Raw genomic sequence first — 15,878 nt, forward strand, 5'->3', positions numbered from 1 at the left:
GCCCGCTATCTTGGGTGCGCTACTCGATCGTTCTTGAATCACTACAGGCCCCACGCCCATGCCCGATTTTCCGTCTGCTGATTTACCCAATACCGATTTGATCGGACAACCCGGTTCGCGCAAATTGCTCGACACTCCGGTTTTGCTGTTGGATCTAGATGTCTTTGAAAGCAATCTGCATAAACTCGCGGATTTCGCCGCTGGGCGGTCCCATGCATTGCGGCCGCATACCAAGACGCATAAGTCGGTCGAAATTGCGCGGCGGCAAATTGCTGCCGGGGCAGTTGGTGTCTGTTGCACGACACTGGGCGAAGCCGAAGTGATGGTTGGTGCGGGGGTCGGGAATGTACTGATCACATCGCCGCTTGTTGCGCAACGGAAAATTCAACGGTTGTTGGCGATCAACGCGCAAGCGGACGACTTGCTGGTGGTGGCCGATCAATCACAAAACGTGCGGGATCTCGCAGCGGCAGCACAAGCCGCCGGACAGGTTTTAAAAGTGTTGGTCGCAATCGACTTGGGAATTCACCGTATGGGGGTTGCGAATCCCGAATCGGCGGTTGAGTTGGCGCGATTGATTCGCGAGACCGAAGGTGTGGAGTATCAGGGCGTGCATGCCTATGCGGGGCAATTGCAGCACATTATCGAATACGACGAGCGGCGGGCGGCGGCGCTGGCGACGAACGCCGAGTTGCGCGTCGTGTGCGACGCACTGGATGCGGCCGACCATTCCCCGCGGATTGTAACGGGCAGCGGCACGGGGACGTTTGAGTTTGATGCGTCGTTGGATGTGTTCAACGAACTGCAGTGCGGTTCGTATTTGTTTATGGACTCCGATTACAACGCGGTCGCCGCTTCGCCGGAGGAACGGTTGCGATTCGAGACCAGCCTATTTGTCCAGACGACCATCGTCAGCGCGAATCATCCCGGATTGGCCACGATCGACGCCGGTTACAAATGCTTCTTCCCCCGTGGTCCGAAACCGGCGATTGCCGCCGGCGCACCGCTGGATACGGAATACGAATTTCGCGGCGACGAGCATGGCCACCTGCTGTATGCCGATGCAGCGTACCGGGCGACGGTGGGGGACCAAGTGTTGTGCGTTACGTCGCATTGTGATCCGACGGTGAATCTCTTCGACCATTATCATTGTGTGCGGGGCGACACGCTGGTCGAGATTTGGCCGGTGGATGCGCGTGGGCGTTGTGTGTGATGTGCGCCGGCAGAGTACGAGACGCTTGGAATGTCTGCGGTGGCAGGCAGGAGCCTGCCCTACGGTTTCTTCTCAATACCAAGCGGGTTTGGCGAAGAGGTCTTCGACGCGGCTGCGGAATTGGCTGAGGACCATTCCGCCGTGCAACACTTCGTCACTGCCGAGTTTGATTGTGGAAACGCCGGATTGGAAGAGGTGGATTTCTTGGCATTCGGTATCGACCAACCAGACATGGCCGACGCCCCAATTCAGATAGTTCTCGACCCGCGCAGCCATATTGCGGCGACGATCGTTGGTGGAGGCGATTTCCACAACCAGTGTGGGAACGGTTTTGGTGACTAGGTTGTCCGTTTCAGCAAAGCGCTCGTCCGATTGAAAGTAACTGATTGCCGGACAGCAGACTGTGTCGGGGGCGCGGGCAACGATCAGCCCCAGTTCAAAACAGGCATAGCCGTCTTGGACTTGTTGGGCATGTTTGGCGAGCGCCTTGGTGAAATTGAGCACCACGTTGCCGTGCAGTTCATCGGGAGGGGACAAGGAGACGACTTCGCCCGCGTGCAACTCCGTCCAGCGGCCTCCTTCGGGAAAATCGAACTTGCGATCGGCGAATTGCTCGGCGGATAATAGGGCTGAGGGAGACATAACGGTTTACTTTCATTTTCGACGGATCGGTCGCTATTCTGCGAATCATACGAGATCAATCGATGGAAATGCAGCAACAACTGCGAATTCGACGTGGATTCGTGCCCAGCTGGCACTGCTTGTGAGCGTGGCTGTTGTGTTGCATGACGACCGGTTAAACTATTGCGCTTTGCGGCCAGGGCAGGAATGGTTACCTGCTTGCGGACGGCCTTTCGGTTTTCAACTACTCAGTTTACGACAGATCAACTTCTATGAATTGGCTGCTTCTGTGTCGCATGCTGGGCTTGTTGGCGATGTTGGTCGGCGGGTCGATGGTGTTCAGTTTGCCCTGGGCCTTTCCTGAATTCGGCCAGACGACGGAGTTTGAGTTCCATGGTTTTTGGGGACTGATTTCAGCAATTGGCGTCAGCTTGGGGGTGGGGGGCACACTCTCGTTCCTGGGGAGGAAGGAACATAGCACGATTCTGCGCAAAGAGGCCCTGGCCATCGTGGGCCTGGGTTGGATCTTGGCCGGATTGCTGGGCGCGTTGCCTTATTTGTTCTCCGGCACCATGCGGGATGCCGAGACGCCGATGTCGATTCCTGATGCAGTCTTTGAGTCGGTTTCGGGATTTACGACGACCGGGGCCTCGGTGCTGACGGAATTGGAAGACCCTACGGAGATTCCGCGCTGCATCATGTTTTGGCGGTGCTTTACGAATTGGTTGGGGGGGATGGGCATCATCGTCTTGTTTGTTGCCATCCTGGGCCAACTGGGAGCAGCGGGTAAGGCGCTGATGCGGCGGGAAGTCCCTGGACCGATTTCGGAATCAGTGCGGCCTCGCGTTCGCGAACAGGCGATCGTGATGTGGGTGATCTACGTGGTGCTCAGCGCCATCTTGGTCGGCATTTTGCAGCTGGAAGGAATGACGATCTATAACGCGCTGTGCCATACGTTTGCCACGATGGCCACCGGCGGGTTCAGTACGCTCAATGGGAGTGTCGGCGGGTTCAATAGCCCGCTGATCGAATACACGATCATCATTTTTATGATCGCCGCCGGGACCAACTTTACGTTGTTTTACCTCGTCACTTTACAGCGACGTAATCCGTTGTACGGCGAGGGGTGGTGGGGGCGATTCAAGCCTCTGTTTAGCGACGTGGAATTCCGCGCCTATCTTACGATTATTTTTGTCGCCACCATCATATTGACGATGGATTTGCTTTGGATCGAGCATTATCAAAGTGTGCTCGATGCTTTTCGAAACGCAAGTTTTCAAGTCGTCAGCATCATGACTACGACCGGATTCGGTACGGATGATTTCGATCGCTGGAGCGAATTTTCTAAAGGCCTGCTCTTGTTATTGATGTTCGTGGGAGGCTGCGCTGGTTCGACCGGGGGCGGGCTGAAAGTGATTCGTTTTGTATTGTTTGCCAAGATCATGCGGTTGGAGATCGAGCAAGCGTTTCGCCCGAATGTGGTGCGTCCACTCCGAATTGCGGGGGTCACGTTGGACAATTCATTGCGGCATGATGTTTTGGTTTATTTCTGTTTGATTCTCACCATCTATATCGGCAGTTGGATGTTGCTGGCGGCGATCGAAACGGACGATCAATGGCGCGATACGACATTGTCCGTGGCTGAAATGGCGGACGAACATCGACCGCACAGGGCCGAGAAACTGTTGGATTGTGCCAGCGCCGTTGCCGCGACGCTAAACAACATTGGTCCCGGTGTCGGGGTCGTCGGCCCCACAGAGAACTATGCGGGGTTTTCCGGAGCAGGAAAAGTTTTGTTGACAGTTTGTATGTTGTTAGGGCGGTTGGAACTGTTTGCAATTCTAGTGCTCTTTGTGCCTTCGTTCTGGAAAGCACATTGATCTCATGCGCTTGCGGAGATTTTCCAGGCGGTCGTTCTATTGACCGCGCATGGGGAGAATCAAAGAAAACTGCTGCAATATGCCGTAAAGTAGGATACAATTTCAAACATCGCCCAGACCACGTTTTTAACGTATATTGACTTCACTGCTGGTGGAGAATCGGGGCGAAACTCGTCTTGTTGTTCATGCAAATCAGGTTAACGCTTACTAATCGAGGTGAGGAGTCAACGATGTCAATGCTCAAATGGGGTGGTGCCGCAACCGTGCTGGTGCTCTTGGGACTGGCTTTGGGCCAAAGTTCAACGAGTGTCGCAGCCGACAAGGGGGCGAAACCTGCCGCAGCGGCCAGCGCTGGTTGGGTCGGTGTGGTGCTGGATGAGAAATCTAAAGGGGGAGCCCTGGTCAAGAAGGTCTTTCCGGGTGGTCCGGCGGCGGGTGCGGGTGTTCGCGTTGGCGATAAAATTGTCAGTGTGGGCAATAAAAAATTGACATCACCGAAAATGCTGATCGAAGCTGTTGAAAAATCCAAACCAGGTTCTGCACTGACGATCACGGTGATGCGGGGCGACAACGAAGTGGAACTTGCCGCTATCGTGGGCAGCTTGCGGGAATTTCACGAAAGTTATATCCACGAAATGATGCGTCGCGACCCGCGCGATCCGAAATCGGCTAATTTTGCCGGCGTCAGTGCCAAGGACATGAACGCCGAAATGTTCCGGCGGTTGATGGAACAGAATCAACGTCTGGAAATCACAATGCAGGCCGTTTTGAAGGAAGTCCAAGAATTGCGGGCGGAAGTCAAAGCGTTGAAAAAATAACGCCTGCTTTCGAGTTTTCAGGCAAGCAAAATCAACACAACTGCAAAATACACCTTTTGGGAGAAGTGCAATGCGAAATATTCTGCAAATCAAATGGGTGATTGCCGGCATCTTGGCCGTCGCGCCGTTGGCCACGACCGCCGATGCGCAAGACGTGACCGGCGCGTTCGGTGATGCCCAAAACGTCACCGGCAAAGAAAACATTCTGGGACGGCGCGACCTGGGCGCCATCGTCAAACAGCAAGACTTGGATTCGTATTGGCTGGACCAGCGAACCTGGTACGAATATGGATACCGTCCGCACGTCAACCTGGACCGCATCCACTACCCGCCGCGGGGAGTCAATTCCTACTCCACCGGACCGGCATGGGAAGTGGGCGACAAACTCGATCTGGGCGACCCGGCAGCGAAGTACAAAATTCAACTCGGCAAAGACGGCACTTGGCACTAGTGGCCACGGGTTGCTGTTTGAATTCTTAGCCACAGATGAAACACGGAAAGAACACAGATGAAAAGTGATTGTGCGTCCCATTATATTTAGAGGACGACGCACGTTGATCCAGCGGTGGGGGCAACCTAGCCTGGGATGAACGGCTCACAAAATCTGTGTTTGATCTGTGTTCAATCTGTGGCTAAATTCGTATTGCATTGGCAGCAAAGCTTCACGCCTGCGTGAAGCGGCGGATGACGTTGGCGGTGATGGTGGAGACCTGTTCGTCCATCAGCAGGCTCGCCGGCCAAGTGATACTGCCGACCGAAAAGACCTCGCCGTGGGTCGGTGTTTCGTAATGGATCATGTGCGCTCCGCCGGCACCGGGGTTGGTCCCTTGGGCGAGGATCTTCAAATTCTTCGGCGAACTGGGAGAGACCTTATCGGTTTCGTGTCCCGATGCTCCACCGGGGACGCGGCGGTTTTGACTTTCGTGGCCGAAGGTGTCCCCGCTTTTTAAGCCTGTCCCGGCGAAGCACCAATGCGTTTCGTCGACGACGCGATAGGGCGCTGCTCCCATGGCGCCGTCGAAGGTGAATACCACACCCAGCAGGTTCGCTTCGGATTCCAGCCGCGCGTGCATGCGACTTTCGTAGGGCATCTCCGGTGTGCCGAAATGCTCGACCAGTATGGGCGGGTGATGCCAGAGGCCGTTATGATGCACAACGCGATGGTCGTCCCCCTGAAATTCCACCTCGCAATTCAGGCCGTTGCCGCCGAGATAGATCAGTCGCCCGCCCCGCTCGTAGACCCAGGTTTTGAGCGTGGTGTACATGTGCCGCGTCCAATACTCCGGATGCGTGGTGATGATCAACGTGCGGTAGTCATCTAGCTGAAACCGATCGAAATGAAATTGGCTTTCGCTGTACAGGTCGTAATCGAGACCTTGTTGTTCCATCCAACCTAAAAACCGCCATTCGGTCGGCGCGAGATGGCAGCCTTGGCGGCTTTCGACCGGATCGTTGAGTTGTTCCCGTTCGTCGATGTGGTTATACGGTTCGGGGCGATCCAGCGACAACGGCGGATAGGTTTCGCTGCCGTAATTGAAATGGTCCGCGCGGGTATACCGTTCCAATTCTTGGCGGGAATTGACGATCGGCACAGCGGGAAATTCGTCCGGCATGATGTAATTACTGCGGCCGCCGAAACTGTTGTAGGCGTTCCAGTTCAAGTCGCTGGCCAAGACAGCTACGCGAGATTGTGGTTTCGCCGGGGAGACGACCCACGGGAAGGAAAAGAAGTCGCCCGATTTTGTGCGGGCGTGCAAGTAGTACAGTCCGCTGCGATCAGGAGCCGTGAGGTGTTGGCCTTGGGCGACGCGGTTGTAGCCCTGGTCGTTCCACTGGACACCGGTTTGTGTGTAGTCGCCGTCGGGGGTGATCTGCATCGTGGCCCGCGGACCATGTTCGTCGAAGGTACCGATACGGCGGATGAATTGTTTCTCCGCTCCGTACCGCCACAACTCCAGTCGGTACTCTTCGACCGCATGGACGCGAAATTCCGAGGTTTCCCCGGCAGCGGCCGCTTTGGGCCACATGTAGCCCAACAGACAATCTGTGAGTAACCGGAAATGATACGGTTGGTCCGGATCGACAGTCATCGTGACCCGCTTGGAACCGTAGCCGGGATGCTGAAGGGCGACCTGGTAGGTCCCCGGCGAGATGTCGGCATGCACGGCTCCGGAGGCCGAGGAGCGAGCCTGTACGGTGCTCGATTCGTTGTTGAATTCCAAAGCGACGTCGCACAGAGCGACATAGCGTTCGTTACTGACATAGCCGACTAGCATGGATGTTTCTCCCGAACCTCGACGGGGGGAATGGTTTCAGGACGATACCGTTTTCATGACGATACCAATGGCCTGATGAAAATGCGAATGGGGCGGGTGAGCTCTTGGGGCGGGGGTGTGGAGCTAAGTCGTCTGTGGTGTTAGAATTGAAGCAACGTGTTGCGTGCCGAGCTCTCAACGCAACACGTCAAAAAACAGGGTGTCCGTTTTGATCACAATTTTGCCAAGAAGGCATCGCTGATGGCTCTGAATAAGAAGCAGAAAAAGCAGTTGGACGTTGAGCGAAAAAAGATGTCCAAGTTACAACAGGTCCTGACATCCGCACGCAAACAGACAGATGAACCGGATGAGGTCGCTCGTGTGGAACGAGAGATCGATGCTTGCCGGAAACGGATTGAAGAAATCCAAAATGAATAATCTCGGCGAAGGGAACAAGTTGATGCCGGAATCGGTCACCATTAAGGTACGCGATCGCGGACCGTACCTAGTTAGCGGACCGGTCAAGCTGGTTGATTCGCAAGGAAACGAAATTGACGTCGGCGACTGCGATGATTTTGTGCTCTGCCGTTGCGGACAGTCCGCGAACCGGCCATTTTGTGACGGCGCTCATAAGCAGGCGGAGTTTGAAGCGGATCGATCCGGCTCTTAGTTGAATGGCTGTTTTATTGATCACCTGGGGATTTGACGAAAACCAACATGATGTACCATTCCAAAATACGTTCGGCCCGCGGGCTGCTAATCGCTTTGTTTTTAGTCGTCGCGGCGGCGTCTCCACTTTATGCACAGTCTGCTTCGGATGAGGATCTCGCTAAGATCCGTGAACAACGGGCGACATTAGACAAGAGCATTGCCGAACTCGATGCGCAAAAAATTGGGCCGCAATTGATGGCCGATGTGCAGATTTATTCTAAGGCGGCAGATTGGATCGCGCGGCACAGTGAGTTTTATCGTGAGAACTACGCCAAACAAACGTTGGTGGTGCTCAAGTTAGGCCAACAGCGGGTTCGTGAACTGGCAGAAGGGAAATCGCCCTGGACCACAAAGATCGGCACGACGGCACGAGGCTATGTTTCGCGCGTTGATGAGTCGGTCCAACCTTATGCTTTGTCACTGCCGCTGAATTACACCCCTGGATCGGACAAGCAGTGGCCGCTGTACGTCAAATTGCACGGCCGGAATGGCCGGATGAATGAAGTGTCCTTCATCAAGCAGCACGACAATCGTCCGCCAGAGAGTGGGCAGGATTGGATTCAACTCGATGTCTATGGACGGACCAACAACGCCTATCGCTGGGCGGGTGAGACCGATGTGTTCGAGGCGATCGCCGACGTAAAAAGCCGCTACAACATCGAGGACAACCGCATCACGTTGTGGGGGTTTTCAATGGGGGGAGCGGGCGCATGGCATTTGGGCCTGCATCATCCGTCGCTGTGGTCCTCGGTCGGAGCGGGTGCGGGGTTTGTGGATTTCTATACGTATCAAAAACAAACCGAACTCCGGCCAGCCCATCAGCATCATCTGCTGCACATTTATGATGCCGTCGACTACGCGCTCAATGCCGACAATGTGTCGGTGATCACCTACGGTGGGGAGAAGGACGCGCAGTTGCTCGCCAGCACAATGAGCGTGGCAGCTGCCAAAAAATATGCGGTAGACATCGTGCAATTGATCGGCCCGGGGATGGGGCACAAGTTTGATCCGGAGAGCTTAAAGAAGTTCATGGAGTTTCATCGCCTACATTCCCAAACAGGCCGCCCTGCCCAGCCGGGACAAAAGGAGATCCGCTTCATAACGTATTCGCTGAAATACAATCGTTGCGAATGGCTGACGATTGAGGAGATGCCGCTGGTTTATCAACCGGCGATTGTGGCCTCCGAAGTCGTTGCCGATGACGCGTTGAAGGTCACCACGACCAACGTCAGCGCGCTGCAGGTTGATCCCCGTATCTCGCCGAATCTGCTCATCGACAGCAGTTACATCAGCTTCGAGCCGCCGCAAACCGACGAAGTGGTTTGGGAAACACTGGTTCTTGAGGGGGAGAAATGGCGAAAACTGACCGCGGACCAGGCGGAAAGGTTTGCGGAAAATCCCGATCTGCACAAACGCCACGATCTGCAAGGCCCGATTGATGACGCCTTTATGGAACCGTTTGTCTGCGTGCGGGGCACCGGCAAGCCGTGGTCGCAAGCGAATCACGATTGGGCGACCTGGACGCTCGACCGATTTGCGGCGGAGTTCGACAAATGGCTGCGGGGCAAAGTACTGGTCATCGACGACACACAGGTCACCGAAGAGATGATCGCGAACAAAAACCTGGTGCTCTTCGGCGATCCTGGCTCGAATTCCCTGCTGGCCAAAGTGCTTGCCAAGCTGCCGGTCCAATGGACTGAAGACAAAATTACGGTCGAGGGTGTCGACTATGACCCGAACCTGCACGGCCTGTCGTTGGTCTATCCCAATCCGTTGAACCCGCGGCGCTACGTCGTGGTCAATTCCGGCCACACGATGCACGAAAAGGATTTCAAATCTTCCAATTCCTGGTTGTTTCCGCGATTGGGGGACATTGCCGTGCAAAAATTCACGCAGGACGAGACCGGCGACCAATACCAGGAAGAGACCGTATTCGCCGACGTTTTCAACTCTCAGTGGCATCTGCCATCGGGGCTGAAACCAGCGAAATAATCCACCCGCCAACGAGTGCTTGTGAATCCGCCCGACCGCATTAGAATGTGGCTGGGGCCGTTTAAACAAACAGAATTCACCACGGAGGCACGGAGCAGGAAAAAGGCTGTAGACTTTAGACCCTAGGCTTTAGGAAAGATATGATCGACCAACCCTAAAACCTACAGTCTATGGACTACAGTCTAGTTTACTCCGTGCCTCCGTGGTGAAAAAACACCGAACATCAGCGTTGCAAACGTTTTCGAGACAGAAAGATCAGCATGGCCAAGGAAATGGACAAGATTGTAGCCCTGTGTAAGCGGCGGGGTTTTATTTTTCAGTCTTCGGAGATCTATGGCGGGCTGAACGGTTTTTGGGATTACGGTCCGCTCGGTGTGGAATTGAAGCGCAACGTCAAAGAGGCGTGGTGGAAGGATATGATTACGCGGCACGACGAATTGAGCGTGCTGGAGGGAGCCCCGTCGTCGTTTTCGATGACCGGCTTGGATTGTTCGATCATCATGCACCCGCAGGTCTGGAAGGTCTCGGGGCACTACGATCTGTTCCACGACTTCATGGTCGACTGCAAAGAATGCAAAAGTCGTTTTCGCGTGGATCATGTGACGGTGGCTGTTCGGCGAACCACGGGTGACAAAAAACCGGTCGCATGCGAAACATTTATCGTCGATGCGGAAACGGGCACCGGCTTGTCCAAAACGCAGTCGAAACGACTCGATCAGACGGTGGGTCAATACAAAAAGGAGTTTGGCGACGATATTGAGTGCGAACAGGTGACAATGAGCCTGGACGACTATTTGAAAGCGGCCCCTGTCGGCGGTCCGGCAGCCGGGTGTCCGAAATGCCGCGGCGAATTAACGCTGCCTCGCGAATTCAATCTGATGTTCAAAACGACCGTCGGCGCAATGGCGGGTGAAGAAGGCACTGCCTTTTTGCGGCCTGAAACGGCACAGGGCATCTTTATGAACTTCAAAAACGTGGTCGATAGCGGCCGGGTCAAGGTGCCGTTCGGCATTGCCCAGGTCGGCAAGAGTTTTCGCAACGAAATCACGCCGCGGAATTACACGTTCCGCTCGCGGGAATTTGAGCAGATGGAAATGGAGTTTTTCTGCCATCCGGATGATTCACGCAAATGGTACGAATATTGGCGCGACCGACGGTACGAGTGGTATGTGAAATACGGGCTGGCAGGCGATCGTCTGATTTTGCGGGATCATACGCCCGAAGAGTTGGCACACTATGCGGTGGGGACTGCTGATATTGAATACGCCTATCCGTTCCTCAGCGACGGCGAATACGGCGAACTGGAAGGCGTCGCACACCGCGCCGACTTTGACTTGCGTTCTCATATGGAAGGCAAGTTGGTGCTCGATGAGAACCAAGAGTTGGTTGTCGAACAAAATGAGCATGGTCAACCAAAATATCGTGGCAGCGGCAAGGATCTGCGGTACTTCGACGATCAGGCCCGCGAGCGATTCGTGCCGCACGTCATCGAACCGGCCGCCGGTGCGGACCGAGCGACGTTGGCGTTTCTTTGCGAAGCGTATCAAGAGGATGAGCAGCCGGACGAAAAGGGCAAGATGCAAACGCGGGTGTATATGAAATTTCATCCGCAATTGGCCCCGATCAAGGTAGCTGTCTTCCCGTTGATCAAAAAAGACGGCATGCCCGAAACGGCAGCTGGGCTGTATCGCGATCTGAAGCAAGCCGGCATCGCTTGCACGTTCGACCAACAGGCGGCCATCGGCCGACGGTATCGACGGCAAGACGAAATCGGCACGCCGTGGTGCATCACAATTGACGGTCAAACGGCCGAGGACAACACCGTCACATTGCGGGATCGCGATTCGTTAGAACAATCACGGATTCCATTGGCCGACGTTGTCGCCGAGATTTCGGCACGTTTGAACGCTTGAGCCGAACGGCTAACAACCGGTCGAAAAACTAGAAATTGCCCGGTCGTCGGGTGACAGACTGTTATGGCAAGCGACTCAGTAGGAAAATTACCGCCATTCAACGCGCATAACTATTGCCGTCTTGTTTTTGGAAAGGCCCGCTCATGCTGCGTTTGATCGCCGCGATTGCAGTAACGTTTGTGCTGACCTGTTCGACTGTCGTAGCTGCCCCGCCACGGAATGTGGTGATGATGGTCGTGGACGATCAGGGATTGGATGCGGGCTGTTATGGCAACGATCAGATTACCACACCACATCTCAATGCTCTGGCCGCTGAGGGGACGTTGTTCACGCAGGCGTTTTGCACGACCGCTAGTTGTAGTGCCAGCCGGTCGGTGATTCTCAGTGGATTACACAATCACGCCAACGGGCAATATGGGCATCAACATAGCTACCACAATTTTCACACATTGAAATTCGTGAAGAGTCTGCCGGTCCTGCTGGCCAAAGCGGGGTATCGCACTTGCTCAATCGGCAAGTACCACGTGCAGCCCGAGGCGACGTATCACTTCGAGACGTATGCGAACAAAGGACTTGACGGCGGTTCGCGGAGCACCGTGCAGATGGCGGAGAATGCGGAGAAGTTTATCCGTGAAAAAGATGATCGGCCGTTTTTCCTTTACTTCTGCACCGCCGATCCACACCGTGCTCGGGTTGGCTTTGCAAACAACCGGCAGTATCCCGGCGTGAAGGAAAACAAGGTCTCCCCCGACGACGTCATCGTGCCGCACTACCTGCCCGACAGCCCGGAGTCGCGCGCGGAATTGGCGGAATACTACCAAGCGGTGAATCGCGCCGATCAAGGTTTGGGGCGGTTGATGCAAGCTTTAGAGAACACGGGGCACGCGGATGATACGCTTGTGATTTATCTGAGCGATAACGGCATCCCTTTCCCCGGTGCTAAGACGAATTTGTATGACCCAGGAATGAATCTGCCCTTGGTCGTGCGGTCTCCTGATCAGAAACGGCACGGCGTGCGGACCGAGGCGATGGTGAGTTGGGTCGATCTGGTTCCGACGATTCTCGATTTCACCGGCGCAGCCGGGCCGGATTATCCATTGCATGGCCGATCGTTTTTACCCGTATTGGAAGAGGAACAACCTGAGGGGTGGAATCAGGTGTTCGGGTCGCACACCTTTCACGAGATCACCATGTATTATCCGATGCGGGTGATTCGCACCGATAAATACAAATACGTGTTGAATTTGGCGCACCAGTTGCCGTTTCCGTTCGCCTCGGATCTACACGACTCGCTGACGTGGCAAGGGGTGCTCAAGCGGCAGGATTCCTATTACGGCAGCCGCAGTGTCGACGCTTATCTGCATCGCCCACGGCACGAACTGTATCACATCTCTGAGGATCCCAAAGAGATCGAAAACCTCGCGGACGATCCGGCCTATGCGGATGAGCTACGAAAGTTACAGGCGAAGCTGCGGGCATTTCAGGAACAAACCAAGGACCCCTGGGTGGTGAAGTACGACTATGAGTGACGACTAGTGCGTTTTCGTGTCATATTCAGCCAATCATTAGTTGAATTGCAGGTCGAGCAGCATCTGCTTCACAGCTGTCATGGGGATGTCGTTGCGTTCAATGGCTTTGGACGAACTGACAAAGATTGGGGCTTCGGCAGCTTCGCGACCGGGCGTGGGCAGTCGGCCATGCGTGCCGCGAACGATGCTTGCATCCAGCCCGACGACATCCATGTAGTAGCGGAAACCGAGCATCTTTTTGAGTAGCCGAGACGCGATGCGCAGTTTGGGGGCGAGCAGCTTCGGATCGAGAAACAGTTCCACCGGGTCGTAGCCCGGTTTGCGGTGGATGTCGACTGTTCGCGCGTAGTCAGGTGCTAACTCGTCATCCAGCCAAAAGTAGTAGGTGAACCATGCCTGAGGCGCGGCGACAGCTACCAATTCTCCCGACCGTGCGTTGTCGATGCCAAACTCCGCTTGCTCTTCCCGGTCCAGCACCAGTTCAATGCCGTCGGTCGTGCGCAGTAGACTTTTGACGGTGGGAATATCTTCGGGACGCTCCACATAGACGTGTGCGATTTGATGATCGGCGACGGCAAACGCTCGGGAGGCTCCGCAGTCCAACGTTTCCCAGCCGAGCGGTTCCATGCGAACTTGCAGATAACCCGAATCACGCAGAACGCGGTTGATGTGGACCGGCTTTTGCGCGGCGGTGATTGCATATTCCGAAAGCACCACGACCTCCGCGCCGCGCGCGCGGGCTGCGTCGATCACCTTGCCCGCTTCGGCATCGACCAATTTCAAATCCTCAGCGATAGCCGGGTCGTCCGGTCCCAGTCGCTGCAGGTTGTAATCTAGATGCGGTAGATAAACTAACGTGAGTGACGGGCTGTGTGTGGTCATCACCTCAACGGAGGCATCGGCGATCCAGCGCGAACTGGTGATGTCGGCTCCTGCTCCCCAAAATCGCAACAGGGGAAACACGCCGAATTTTTCTTGCAGGCGGTCACGCAACTCCGGCGGCTGGCTGTACGAGTCGAAGACCTTGCGGCCGTCCGCCGGATAGCTGGGACGGGGCGTCATGGACCAATTGGCCCGCGCGTACATGTTGTACCACCAAAACATGATGGCGGTTGAATACGCGGGATCGCGGCGGAGGCCCGCTTCGTAGATCCGCTCACCATGCACCAGACGATTCGATTGCCGCCACAACCAGACTTCGGAGAGGTCGCGAAAATACCAGCCGTTGCCGACAATCCCATGCTCGCGGGGCGTCAACCCGGTGAGCAACGTGGTTTGCGCAGAACACGTGACGGCGGGGAGGACTGTGCCCAGCGGTTGCGCAAATCCATCGGCAGCGAGCGCTGTGATGTTGGGAGTGTGCGGACCGAGGTGTTCATGCGTCAGTCCGACGACATTGATGACCACCAACGGCTTGGGCATGAGTCGTTCCTGTTTGGTCTATTGCAGCAGGTCAAAGAGAAAACCCATACCGCGATGCGGAATGGGCTTTCAGGTTGATTCCGTAGTTTGGCACGTTGCCAAACGGTCGCTTAGACCATGTCCTTCAATCCCTTGAGCGGCAAAATCTTGACGACGTTGCGTGCTGGTTTGGCTTTGAAGATTTGTGGTTCTTTGGTGAAGGGGTTGATGCCTTCGCGTTCTTTGGTAGCCGGTTTGCGGACAACCTTGACCTTCATCAAGCCGGGAACGTTGAACACGCCCGGGCCTTTTTTGCCAAGGCTCGAACCGATCAGGCTGCCAAGTTCCTCAAGAACGGTGCCGACTTCCTTCTTCGTCAAGCCGGTTGATTCTGCCAAGGAAGCGAGGATCTCGGTCTTGGTCAACGGCTTCAGGGTTGCTGCTTTCTTCGCCATGTTTGCTCCTATTCCATCGGGGTCAAGCGGATACCGCAACACTGGTGGGTAATCTCATTTGTCTTGATTTCACGGCAACGAATTCCACTCGCCCATCCAAGGCCAATTCGCCGTTGCGCCCGCAATATCAAGCGTCATTGGTGTAGTAGTTAAGTCTCGTGCAAGCAAGTTGTCAATGTACACTCGCACGAATTTCCGCCTTTTTCCCGCAGAAAACAGGGAAAAAGCGTCGTTTTTCCCTGTCCACGCCCCATGGCGACCAACAGCGGCGGTTTACGAGCCGATACATGATGCACATTACGCGTCGAAGATTTGCCTGTTCTTCATGGTTGTTGCGCGTTGATTTGCACGTCTATCAGCACCACTGTGACGCTCTTTGATAGCGACAATCCCTCGCCCAGATCGCGACGCTTCGGTCGATGATTTTTCGCACCGCGACACCACTGTGGTGGATGTGAGTGGGACGAGTATTTAGGTCGTCGAACCAGTTCCATTGCGGCGGATGTATTGGGGAATGAACCTATCATTTGATCGCGTGTAAGGCACGTCGTTTAGCACATCAGGCGTTCCATGCAAAAGAATGGCCAAAGGCCATTCGACACCTTAGCCTGGGGCATCGCCCCTGGAATGCGATCCCAACCCAACATTGATTTGGCCACCGGTCAAATTCACAGGACTGCATGGCCAGCGGTGTACATGGCCTTCGGCCAAACGGGACCTATTGATTCTCCCACCTGGGGCGTTGCCTCAGGCTATGGTGGAAAGAGGCCTTCGGCCAAATGATTCCGAGCTGCGTCTGATGTCCGTCCTTAACCTTCTCGTACAACCGTGACGCCATTGGGGACTTCAAAAGCTAAGCGAACCTTTTTCTGAGGTGCCACATTGGCAAGGTGACCCCACACGCCGTGCGCCAATTCCTGGCGGCTCATGCCAATACGAAGAGTCACGTTGCTGATCAGGCGACCGTCGCGATGACTAATGTTTACGTCGCAAAAGTCGCGTCCGATGGCCGACACTGTCGCCGCAATGTCGCCATTGATCATCACCTTTTGCCCCACCTCGCGGGTAAGCACTAACATTGATATTTCTC

Annotated in this window: 14 protein-coding genes; 9 read left to right on the plus strand and 5 right to left on the minus strand. The window is 55.2% G+C overall.

The features are described from left to right. Positions 1 to 58: 58 nt before the first annotated feature. Positions 59 to 1,213: a DSD1 family PLP-dependent enzyme gene (locus tag CA54_RS13125; protein ID WP_146371192.1), complete on the plus strand. Its 1,155-nt coding sequence runs from the start codon at positions 59 to 61 to the stop codon at positions 1,211 to 1,213. 72 nt (positions 1,214 to 1,285) lie between these two features. On the opposite strand, the gene CA54_RS13130 is transcribed toward CA54_RS13125, so the two are convergent. Further along, complete coding sequence (locus tag CA54_RS13130; RefSeq protein ID WP_146371193.1) at positions 1,286 to 1,855, minus strand: Uma2 family endonuclease; 570 nt, start codon at positions 1,853 to 1,855, stop codon at positions 1,286 to 1,288. Between the two features lie 251 nt (positions 1,856 to 2,106). Here CA54_RS13130 and CA54_RS13135 point away from each other — a divergent pair, with 251 nt between their 5' ends. The 3 genes from CA54_RS13135 (at position 2,107) to CA54_RS13145 (ending at position 4,983) form a co-directional block, all read left to right on the plus strand. Beyond that, positions 2,107 to 3,714, plus strand: a complete 1,608-nt coding sequence (locus tag CA54_RS13135) for a TrkH family potassium uptake protein (RefSeq protein WP_146371194.1) — start codon at positions 2,107 to 2,109, stop codon at positions 3,712 to 3,714. Positions 3,715 to 3,944: 230 nt separating this feature from the next. After that, a complete protein-coding gene (locus tag CA54_RS13140) occupies positions 3,945 to 4,532 on the plus strand; it encodes a PDZ domain-containing protein (protein WP_197532432.1) in 588 nt (195 codons plus the stop codon). A 70-nt stretch (positions 4,533 to 4,602) separates the two neighbouring features. Beyond that, positions 4,603 to 4,983 carry a hypothetical protein gene (locus CA54_RS13145; RefSeq protein ID WP_146371196.1) on the plus strand — a complete coding sequence of 127 codons (381 nt, stop codon included), beginning with the start codon at positions 4,603 to 4,605 and terminating at the stop codon, positions 4,981 to 4,983. 211 nt (positions 4,984 to 5,194) lie between these two features. Here CA54_RS13145 and CA54_RS13150 read toward each other — a convergent pair whose 3' ends face one another. After that, positions 5,195 to 6,808, minus strand: a complete 1,614-nt coding sequence (locus CA54_RS13150; protein ID WP_146371197.1) for a N,N-dimethylformamidase beta subunit family domain-containing protein — start codon at positions 6,806 to 6,808, stop codon at positions 5,195 to 5,197. 156 nt (positions 6,809 to 6,964) lie between these two features. On the opposite strand from CA54_RS13150, the gene CA54_RS13155 reads away from it, so the two are divergent. From CA54_RS13155 to CA54_RS13175, 5 genes are all read left to right on the plus strand, one after another. Then, positions 6,965 to 7,225: a hypothetical protein gene (locus tag CA54_RS13155; RefSeq protein WP_146371198.1), complete on the plus strand. Its 261-nt coding sequence runs from the start codon at positions 6,965 to 6,967 to the stop codon at positions 7,223 to 7,225. After that, on the plus strand, positions 7,218 to 7,457 hold the full coding sequence (locus tag CA54_RS13160; protein WP_231963051.1) for a CDGSH iron-sulfur domain-containing protein: 240 nt from the start codon (positions 7,218 to 7,220) through the stop codon (positions 7,455 to 7,457). Before CA54_RS13155 ends, CA54_RS13160 begins: the two co-directional genes overlap by 8 nt. A 47-nt stretch (positions 7,458 to 7,504) precedes the next feature. Further along, positions 7,505 to 9,490 carry an alpha/beta hydrolase-fold protein gene (locus CA54_RS13165; protein ID WP_146371199.1) on the plus strand — a complete coding sequence of 662 codons (1,986 nt, stop codon included), beginning with the start codon at positions 7,505 to 7,507 and terminating at the stop codon, positions 9,488 to 9,490. A 260-nt stretch (positions 9,491 to 9,750) separates the two neighbouring features. Further along, entirely contained in the window at positions 9,751 to 11,403 is a 1,653-nt protein-coding gene (locus CA54_RS13170; protein WP_197532433.1) for a glycine--tRNA ligase, read from the plus strand. Between the two features lie 143 nt (positions 11,404 to 11,546). Continuing rightward, positions 11,547 to 12,932 carry a sulfatase family protein gene (locus CA54_RS13175; protein WP_146371200.1) on the plus strand — a complete coding sequence of 462 codons (1,386 nt, stop codon included), beginning with the start codon at positions 11,547 to 11,549 and terminating at the stop codon, positions 12,930 to 12,932. Between the two features lie 36 nt (positions 12,933 to 12,968). Here CA54_RS13175 and CA54_RS13180 read toward each other — a convergent pair whose 3' ends face one another. The 3 genes from CA54_RS13180 to CA54_RS13190 form a co-directional block, all read right to left on the minus strand. Then, positions 12,969 to 14,354, minus strand: a complete 1,386-nt coding sequence (locus CA54_RS13180) for an alkaline phosphatase family protein (RefSeq protein ID WP_146371201.1) — start codon at positions 14,352 to 14,354, stop codon at positions 12,969 to 12,971. A gap of 110 nt (positions 14,355 to 14,464) precedes the next feature. Beyond that, complete coding sequence (locus CA54_RS13185; protein WP_146371202.1) at positions 14,465 to 14,788, minus strand: HU family DNA-binding protein; 324 nt, start codon at positions 14,786 to 14,788, stop codon at positions 14,465 to 14,467. 809 nt (positions 14,789 to 15,597) lie between these two features. Then, positions 15,598 to 15,867 (minus strand): carbon storage regulator, encoded by a 270-nt coding sequence (locus CA54_RS13190; RefSeq protein ID WP_146371203.1) that lies wholly within the window; start codon positions 15,865 to 15,867, stop codon positions 15,598 to 15,600. Positions 15,868 to 15,878 lie beyond the last annotated feature (11 nt).

The sequence above is a fragment of the Symmachiella macrocystis genome (assembly GCF_007860075.1).
Taxonomy (GTDB): Bacteria; Planctomycetota; Planctomycetia; order Planctomycetales; family Planctomycetaceae; genus Symmachiella; species Symmachiella macrocystis.

Coding starts and splice junctions, on each gene's coding strand:
- CA54_RS13125 (WP_146371192.1), top strand. CDS start 59: ATGCCCGATTTTCCGTCTGCTGATTTACCCAATACCGATTTGATCGGA.
- CA54_RS13130 (WP_146371193.1), bottom strand. CDS start 1,855: ATGTCTCCCTCAGCCCTATTATCCGCCGAGCAATTCGCCGATCGCAAG.
- CA54_RS13135 (WP_146371194.1), top strand. CDS start 2,107: ATGAATTGGCTGCTTCTGTGTCGCATGCTGGGCTTGTTGGCGATGTTG.
- CA54_RS13140 (WP_197532432.1), top strand. CDS start 3,945: ATGTCAATGCTCAAATGGGGTGGTGCCGCAACCGTGCTGGTGCTCTTG.
- CA54_RS13145 (WP_146371196.1), top strand. CDS start 4,603: ATGCGAAATATTCTGCAAATCAAATGGGTGATTGCCGGCATCTTGGCC.
- CA54_RS13150 (WP_146371197.1), bottom strand. CDS start 6,808: ATGCTAGTCGGCTATGTCAGTAACGAACGCTATGTCGCTCTGTGCGAC.
- CA54_RS13160 (WP_231963051.1), top strand. CDS start 7,218: ATGAATAATCTCGGCGAAGGGAACAAGTTGATGCCGGAATCGGTCACC.
- CA54_RS13165 (WP_146371199.1), top strand. CDS start 7,505: ATGATGTACCATTCCAAAATACGTTCGGCCCGCGGGCTGCTAATCGCT.
- CA54_RS13170 (WP_197532433.1), top strand. CDS start 9,751: ATGGCCAAGGAAATGGACAAGATTGTAGCCCTGTGTAAGCGGCGGGGT.
- CA54_RS13175 (WP_146371200.1), top strand. CDS start 11,547: ATGCTGCGTTTGATCGCCGCGATTGCAGTAACGTTTGTGCTGACCTGT.
- CA54_RS13180 (WP_146371201.1), bottom strand. CDS start 14,354: ATGCCCAAGCCGTTGGTGGTCATCAATGTCGTCGGACTGACGCATGAA.
- CA54_RS13185 (WP_146371202.1), bottom strand. CDS start 14,788: ATGGCGAAGAAAGCAGCAACCCTGAAGCCGTTGACCAAGACCGAGATC.
- CA54_RS13190 (WP_146371203.1), bottom strand. CDS start 15,867: ATGTTAGTGCTTACCCGCGAGGTGGGGCAAAAGGTGATGATCAATGGC.